The organism is Lentzea sp. NBRC 102530 (assembly GCF_030269365.1).
Classification (GTDB): domain Bacteria; phylum Actinomycetota; class Actinomycetes; order Mycobacteriales; family Pseudonocardiaceae; genus Lentzea.
Genome location: NZ_BSTF01000024.1, coordinates 63,059 through 71,370 on the forward strand (window position 1 = coordinate 63,059; position 8,312 = coordinate 71,370).

General features: G+C 66.1%; 6 protein-coding genes. All 6 read right to left on the minus strand.

Annotation, left to right across the window (positions count from 1 at the left end):
• A partial coding sequence (locus tag QSK25_RS40870; protein ID WP_285646629.1) for a WXG100 family type VII secretion target occupies positions 1–1,672 on the minus strand: 1,672 nt, incomplete at its 3' end.
• A gap of 63 nt (positions 1,673–1,735) precedes the next feature.
• The gene (locus QSK25_RS40875; RefSeq protein ID WP_285646630.1) at positions 1,736–2,446 is read right to left on the minus strand and encodes a hypothetical protein; all 711 of its coding nucleotides are present in this window, start codon (positions 2,444–2,446) and stop codon (positions 1,736–1,738) included.
• 16 nt (positions 2,447–2,462) lie between these two features.
• Positions 2,463–2,753, minus strand: a complete 291-nt coding sequence (locus tag QSK25_RS40880) for a WXG100 family type VII secretion target (protein WP_285646631.1) — start codon at positions 2,751–2,753, stop codon at positions 2,463–2,465.
• A 44-nt stretch (positions 2,754–2,797) separates the two neighbouring features.
• Positions 2,798–3,127, minus strand: coding sequence for a WXG100 family type VII secretion target (locus tag QSK25_RS40885; protein WP_285646632.1), 330 nt, complete (start codon positions 3,125–3,127; stop codon positions 2,798–2,800).
• A gap of 358 nt (positions 3,128–3,485) precedes the next feature.
• Complete coding sequence (locus tag QSK25_RS40890; RefSeq protein ID WP_285646633.1) at positions 3,486–4,220, minus strand: type VII secretion system-associated protein; 735 nt, start codon at positions 4,218–4,220, stop codon at positions 3,486–3,488.
• Positions 4,221–4,491: 271 nt separating this feature from the next.
• On the minus strand, positions 4,492–8,256 hold the full coding sequence (locus QSK25_RS40895; protein WP_285646634.1) for a hypothetical protein: 3,765 nt from the start codon (positions 8,254–8,256) through the stop codon (positions 4,492–4,494).
• Between the last annotated feature and the right edge of the window lie 56 nt (positions 8,257–8,312).

The following is an 8,312-nucleotide window of genomic DNA, read 5'->3' on the forward strand; positions in this document are numbered from 1 at the left end:
GAGCCATCGGCGGCATCATCGGCATACCACCCGTGCCGCCGCCGCTCAGGCCAAGTCCAGGCTGGTCGGTCGTGCCGGGAGTGTTCGTCAGTGGATCACGCAGGTTCGAGGTGTCCAGGTTGGGGGCCGGCGAAAGGCTGCCCGGCGCGTCCACGGCGCCCGGTGGCTCCACCGGGTTGAACGGCGTGAGCTCGGGTGTCTTCCCTCCAGCCCCGCCACCCGTGCCACTACCGGAGCCGCCCGGAATGCTCGGCGGAACAAGCGGCGAGATCGGGTTCACCTTCGGATCGAACGGCGTGATACCAGGAAGCGTCGGCGTCACACCGCCGATCTGACCGCCCCCGGAGCCGGTATCGCCGGGTCGTGGCAGCGTGGGAGGCGCGGTCGGGTCCAGCTTCGACAGATCGGGGGTACGCGGGTTCGCACTGCTCGGCGGTGCGATGGACCCGAACGGCGTCGGCGTGGTCAGCGGTGCTGTGGTCGGCGTGAACGAGCCAGGAGCGTCGACCCCTCCAGGGCCGGACAGGTTCGGCGGTGTGACCGAGCCGAGGGTGTCCGGCGGGGTCAGGGTCGGACTCGGGCTCGGGGTCAGCGAGTCGAGGTTCGGGCTTGGCGTCAGCGCGTCGAGGTTCGGGGGCGCCAAGGTCGGAGCGTCGGTCGGGCTGTCTCCCAGCTTGAAAGGTACGGGCGACGTCGGCGGCGGCTCGATGACCGCGGTGTTGGGCGGGTCCTCGATGCTGCCGCTGGGGGGAGGTTGCGTGGTGCCGGTCGGCGGAGGAACGGTGCTCACCAAAGGAGGATTGTTCTTCGGGGGTCCCGTTTCCCCTTCCGTTCCAGGACCGCTCACCGTCGCGGGAACGTGCTTGGGCAGGCCGCCACCCGTCTCGCCGCTGCCTCCACCCGTGCTGCCAGGCGGTCCTGTTGTGGCACCACGGGGAGCGCCGACTGGCGTCAACGTGGTGTCGAAGGTGGTGTGCTCGTACTTCTGCGCCAGGGTTTTCAGCACCTTGCGCATGTCGTTGGTCATCGCCTCGACGACCCTGGGGAACTTGCTGACCTCGACCAGGCCATTCGGCAGGATGACGTCGATAGCCTGACTGTGGGTCCTGACCGAGGCGTTGTGCAGGAACGCCATGCGCCTGACTTCGCTCGCGTAGTGCAGGTCGATCGCGTGGACGGACTGCCTGGCCCAATCGAGGTACTGCCCCGCCTGGTGCAGTTGCAGCGGCACCGGCGCCAGCTGAGCGGCTCCTCCGTCCAACTGCGTCGCATGGTTCAGAAACGCTTGGGCGAACTGGGTCATCATGATCCGAAACGCTGCGGAGGCCTCGCCTTTCCAGGGCCCGTCTTCTCCCGCAAGTGCTTCCGAGTGCTTGGCGAGCGTCTTGCCGATGGTGTGCAGCACGGTTTGCACCTCGAGGAAGGTGACGGCTGCGCTCCACAGCGTCTGCGGGTCGGACGGGCCATCGACTAGATCTTCACGCGAGGTGGCGGAGACCGCGGCTCCGTTCCAGATCGAGGCCTTGATCGCCTTCCAGTCCCACTTGTCGTAGTCGCCCCTGGTGAGACCATCCTGTTCGGAGCGCGCGATGAGCTCGCCCTGCGGTCCGACTCTGAACCCGTTGGGCGCGTTGCCCTGGTCGTCGGGAGGGCTCGTCGGTTGATCACCCATGGTGAGTTGCCTTCGCGTGAGACAGGGCCGGAACCGGGACTGGTGGGAACGACAGGTGACGAATCAGATCGACGGCGAGGTCGTCGTCGGCGGTGAGGTCGTCGTGGTAGGCGGCGTCGTCGTCGGGCCGCCGGTCGTCGTCGTTGGCAGCGTCGAGACGGGAGGCGCGGACAGGACGTCCGCTCCGCCGACCGCCTTGGTGATCTCCGGCCTGGCGGCGTGGAGAACTTCCAGAAGGTCGTCCCCTGTCGCCTTGTTCAACTCCTCGGAGTTGGTGACGGTGAGCGCGAACGCCTCCAGGTCATCCGCGCTCAGTTTGAAAGCGTGAATCGCCTGAACGACGAACTCCCTGGTTGACCCGTGAATCGAAGGAGAACCGTTGACTCCGACCACCTTCGAGGTCAGCTCCTTCGCGTCGTAGAACCCGCCAGGAGCCAGCCGAACGCCGTCGAGCTTCGGCAGCAGCCCGCGCAGCCAGCTCTCGAACGTCCTGAGATTCCCGGCGAAATGCCGCAGCGCATCGGTGTTCACCCGGATGTCGGTGCCGCCACCCTCGCCGGTGGTGGGCGATCGAGGCGGCTGGTAGACCCCCGCCAGACGATCGTCGGGCCGCCCTTTCCACTCCCCTACCGACTCGTTGAACTCGCCGGTGTATTTGTTGGGCACTGCGTTGTTGTAGTCAAATCCCACAATGCACTCCTTGTTCGTTCCGTCGAGCAGTCGCTCCGAGACGGCAGAGCGGGCGACCGTGATGCCGCAGAGAAGCGGCATCACGGGCTCGCCGAATTCCTCAGCTTCCCCAGCGCTTCATTCCGTTGCGCTCGGTCATCGCGTACTGGACGCCGATGTCGTTGAGCGCGCCCTTCACACTTTCCAGCGTCATCGGCATACGAGCCGCCGCGGCGTCCCACTGCTGCTTCGCGCTGACGTAGCTGAGCTTGGCTCCGTCGGACCAGTCGTACAGAAGCTTCTGCACCTGGGCGTCCATTCGCTCCAGCTCGTCCCTGAGCTGCTTCGAGACGGTGGCCATGTGCTGACAGAAGGCGTCAGCCTGGGCCCGGTTGAACGTGTAGGTGGTCAAGTCACTATCCTTTCAAGGAATTCGCCGGCCAGAGTCAGGTTCGACTAGAAGCCGTCGAGGCCAGCGTTCGCACCGACTGGAAGGGACGTGGCGATACGAGCGTTCTCGTCCTCACTCGCCTGGATTTCCTTGCTGTTCATCTGCATGTCGGCAGCCATCTGCCCCAACAGGCCGTTGATCGTCCTGCAATCCGCCATCCATCGCGCCACCGCGTTCTGGAACGCACTGGCCGCGTTACCGGTCCAGGTACCCGAAAGATCGACCAACGCACGATGAACGCTGCTCGCGCTCTGCTCCGAGAAAGCCTTGGTGCTGAGGAAGTGCTCAGCAGCCTTGTGCATTCCCGGCGTCGTGGTTGACACAGTTCCGGACATTTATCATCTCCTTGTCAAAGCTGGATCAGACGACGGGTTGCACCGCCGTGTCCAAGCCCACCACGAGAATCACGGCTGCGGCAGCCCCTCCGCCACCCAACTGCCCTTGAGGTCCCCCCGCCCAGCACGTTCACCCTTGCCCGAACCACGGGCGCGAATAGTTCCGCACGGCAGCGACCACGAGCGCCGTAACACTGGGAAACACGAACAAAACGACAACGGCCGACCGAGTCTGAGCAGATGCTCAGGCTCGGTCGGCCGACGGCTTGGCCGGCACGGAGCCGGATCGTGCCGATGGCGGGCAGGCGACATCAAGGCGCGACGACGTTCCCCGCGCCGCCAGGAGAGTCGCGAGAGCTCAGCTCTGGCCGGAGACGCCATCCTCAGGAGCGCTGCCCGTGGGAGCGCTGCCTGCCTCGTCCACGGCGCTCTCCTGGCGCTCCGGCAGGTCTACGACATCGACGACGGCCCCTGGGGGGCTCCACGGCGCCACCTGGAGATCGGTGGCCTCCTGATGCTCCGCGTACAGCTCAGCGGCCCGTTCGTCGTCCAGCATCAACGTCTCGCGGATGAAGTCACCGGTCAGGCGTACGGCCGCGGGACTTCCGGGGTTGAAGAACACGTCGATGCCATCCGCGAGCAGCACGACCAGTTCCTCCAGGTCGATCCGCCGCCAGTCCGGCGCGCTCACCCGCTGCCGGTGCAGTTCGCCGGTGGCGATGACGACACACTGAAGCTGATCGGGAGAGTTCATGATCAGCGGGCGGCCGTCGCCGTTCATCGCGATGTCGAACAGGGAGTCCCGCAGCATGAGCTGGATGTGCTCGGCCTCCGCCCGTTGCTGCATCACCAGCCTCAGCACGGCGTCCAGCGGGTCCGTGGGCGATTCGGCGTCCGATGGCACGTGTTCGGGATTCGCGCGGAACTTTCCCAGTGTCCCGTCGCTTTCGACGGGCCACATCCCCACCACGGCTTCGATCGGCGGCGTCTCGTCCTCTGTCTTCGGGTGCCACGCCGGGTCCATGAGGAGGAACCAGTTCTCCATCGCACCAGCTGGTTCGGTGTCCTGCGATGTGTCGGTCACGGTGTCCATGACGATTCCTCGCTCCTCAGGATGCAGGTCCTCCAGGAAGGACAACGGCTGGACCGAGTTTCCCACGGGGCGGGAACCACTGCCGCGCACAGTGCACGACCACCCCGCCACAACTGCCTCTACTACCCGCTGTCAGGGATTGCGTCTCATTTCGAGCTCCCGGCGTTCGCGCCGAGTGCCGAGTGCTGATGCGCAATACCGCGCCCTGGGACGCCCTCAACCCAAGAATCGTTCGCGCGACTCGCGGGGGGCGGACTCCGCCAAGCCACCGCTATGGAAGGAGCGTCGGGTCTCCCCCGGCGGAGCTCGCGAACGACCGCAGTTCCAGATCGCTGATCTCCACCCGAATGCTCCTGGTCTCATCCGCTTCCCACATCGTGAGAAGGAACGCGTCGGAGTGGAGCTGCGTCAATGGCGAAGTCGCCTGGGACATCACCACAAGACGCACGGGAACGCGCGAGTTCGACACCTGGTTGCGGAAGGCAGGCGACCTGAACACCACCTCGGCGAACTCCTCGCCGCCAAGCACCTTGCCGTCGACCAGGAACCCGCGGCCGACACCGGTCACCATGACCTTGAACTCCTTCTCCCCTGTCGCGGGCAAGGACTTGTACAGCGCTTCCCACAGCGGCGTGTCCCACCGGACGCCCTCGTTGAAGCTCAGCCCGCCCGCCGCGTTCTCCGACGGCGGATGCCCCTCTCCCCTGCGGGAGTGGGAAAGCGCCTGGAAGGCTCCGGCCACTTCGTAGGTCCAGGTATTCAGGTACTCCGACTGCTCCTCCGGCTGCGACTGGGAGAACTCGGGAATCGCTTGCAAAGCCGACTGACCGAGTTCGGCGTGCGGAACGTCGACCTCCACGAGAGCCGACACGTCGGTCCCTGCCGCGGACTCACTCGTCGCCGTCCGGATCGGGATCAGCGAGAGGTCGAACTCCATGCCCACGGCGCGGTACCGCTCGGCACTCGCCATCAGCGCACGCAGCAACTCGTGGCGCACAGCCGATGTCCCGGCGGTCGCGGGGTCTTCCAGCCTGCGTCGCTTCCCTCTGCCGTACGCGGCACCGTCGCGCGTGCTCCCCCGCGCCTGGATGCTGACCGAGGGCAGCGGCGCGCCATTGCGCAGTCGCCACCACACCACCGGAACAAGAGCGTCCGCGACAGCGCTCAGCTCACTCAGCGCCGTCTGATCGACGCTGGTCCCACTCCGCCCGAGCGACATGGCCACGGCGTCGAACTCACTGACGACCAGTGCGCTCAACGGAACTTTCGGCGGGACGGTGCCGGGCTGGGCCGACACCCGGAGATATGAGCCCCCGTCCGTCACCGCCAGTGACTGGCCTTCCCCGAAAGTGACCTTGCCGGTCGCGGCGAAGACAGGGCTCAGACCACCGTTCCAGGCTCGGGCGAACGAGGCGGCGGCACCACTGTCACTCTGCCCGGAATAGGACCGGCAGGCGAGCAGGATGACAGCCGTGTCCGCATCAAGATGAGCATCGACGAAATGTCCGGAGTGCCGCACGATAGTGGCCAGAGTCGCACCGGGAACAGTGAACTTGTCACCCACCTGCAACGGACGATCCGACGTGAGCGCTACCGCCATCCCTTCGGGAGTGCCGTGCGTCTCGATCATGTACTGCGACTTCACGCCATCGTTCCACGGCGTCAGGTGGTGAACAGCGCGAAGCAACGGGCTGCCGTCCTGACCAAATCCGGCGTCTTCCACCTCACCGTAGATCATCGTGCCGGCGCCGCGTTTTTCCTGCCAGACGAGCGCGTTGTAGTAGGCGTCCTTCAGGTCGGCCGAAAAAGACATCCCGGCGGTGTCGAGACGCTCACCGACGACAGGGCGATAACTGAGTACCGCACCGGAGCGCTCCGGATAGGCTGATTTCGCGTGCAGGATGAACGGGGCCCGGCCGGAGTGAATCCTACCGCCACTTTCAAGGGTGATCGCGTCCTGCGCCGTCAGCACATTCCGGTGATAGGTGAGCGCTCGTAGCTCGTTCGCGAACCCCTCCGCATCGGGTACGGCTCCGTCGAGTGACGCGAGGGCGATCGGTTTCGCCAGTGTAAGACTCAGGCGTGAACGCAGCCCACGATCAGCCCTCAGCACCCTGGCCAACTCGGCTGCGGACACCGTTATGCCCGCACCGTCCACGCGCTCGACGTGATAGCCGCATCCGCCGTTTTCCAGTGCTGCCAGAATCAGGAACGGAGGACCCACGCCCGAATCACCGGTCTGCTCCGCGCCGAACGGAACCTCCACCGACGCACTTCCGTTCCAGTACGAGTACGTCCTCATGGTGCGCGACCTGACCGCCAAACCCCACCTCGTCGCCGCCGCGAGCTTCGACCGGTCGCCGGGTGAACGCACGAACCACGCCACCGTCTGACCAGCAGAGTTCAGCAACGCGTCGGTCTTGAGATCCCCTGCCCGCAACACCGACACCAGCGTCAACCCCGGTTCGCCTCCACCATCACCGAGCAGACCGTCGGCCCCGGCCACCGCCCCCACCGCGAACACATCGCGGAAGTCTTTACCCACCCTCAACTCACCCGCGAAATCAAACCCCAGCCCACCGAAGTTGACCCGCTCACCACTACGCGCACCCACCAGTACCACCGGCCGTCCCGGCTCCGCCATCAACGCACTCTCAAACTCGGCATTCCCGCGCAACAACCGCGCCAAAACACCCCCACCCACCTCATGAACAACCCCGCCCTCCCCCGCTACCTCCGCGAACGTGCCATCCACCGAATCCACGACCACAAACAGCGGAGTACGGCCGCTCAACCGCGCCACGCCGTCGACCGACACCGATCCGGACGCCACCGCATCCCTGAACAACACCATCCGCCGTGCCGACTCCATCGACGACGGCACACCGAACACCGAATCCATCACCAGCATCCGCACGCCCGATGGCACGCTTTCCCCCAGTACCCGCCCCACCGGAACACGGGGAACAGGCCATCCGTCCGCCGCCTCCAACGGCCCCTCATAGTCGTAAACGTGCAACGACCCCGCCAGGCCCAGCAACGCTTTCACAAACCTCGCGTTCACCATGTCGCCGGACGAACTGTCCGCCCGAGAAATGAACAACAGCAACGGCGGGCGCTTCACCCGCCTCAGCACCAAACTCCCGAACAAACTCGACCCGAACACCAGCCGAGCCGCTTCCTCGGGAGACAGGAGCCTTCTCATCCCGTTCGTCACCGACAAGGCGAGTGACCCGTTCCAGTTCTCCAGGTAGAGAGGCACTGGCCGCACCCGCTGACCCGTCGTCGCCAGCGCCCACTCCCCGAGCGTCCACTCCTCCTTGGAGGTCCGGTCATCGTGGACGGCGACCACTCTGAGACTCTCGTCCGCGACGGACCGGCTCAGGCTCGCCATGACGTCCCAGGCCTGGTTCGTGGCAACGGACCCCATGCCGACCACGGTGCCGTTCCGCGAGCACAGCGGCTTCCAGGTGATCGACTCCGGCTGGAGCCGGGTCTTCACGGGCACGAAGTCGTCGAGGCTCGTCGACGCCTCCACGATGCGCGGTCGTTCCGGAGACCCCAACGCGTCGGCGAACGCCCGCACCTCGGAGTGGTCCGCCGCCGTCGTCCCTGCTCCGTCCCAGACCAGGCGCACCGGTACCGTGGACTCCCCCGCGTGCTCCTGGAAGTGGGGAGACCCGCTCACCAGTCCGGCGAAGGCGACTCCGCCGAGCGGTGATCCGTTGACCAGGAACTTCCCTTCCCCTGCCCGCACGAAGACGTAGAAGGCGCCCGACTCACCGGGTGCGGACGCGTAGAGAGCCCGCCAGTGCGTGTCTCGGGAACCGTCGCCGACACTGTCGAAGCTCAGTCCGCCCGCCACACGCCCGTTCGGCTGATGGCGCACCGCCCCGGCGAACTCCGGCGGATCAGCGCTCGTGTCCTCCACCATGCTCTCTGGCGAGCTGAGCGGGAACACGTCCTGCGCCTGTTCGATCGGTGCGGGACCTGGCTCGGTTCCCGGCATCGACGTCGACGCGGTGCGGCGCTCCAACGCCAGAGGAGGAGGTGGCATGAGTTCCGACCTCTCAGGCTCCGCTCCGCCTGTCG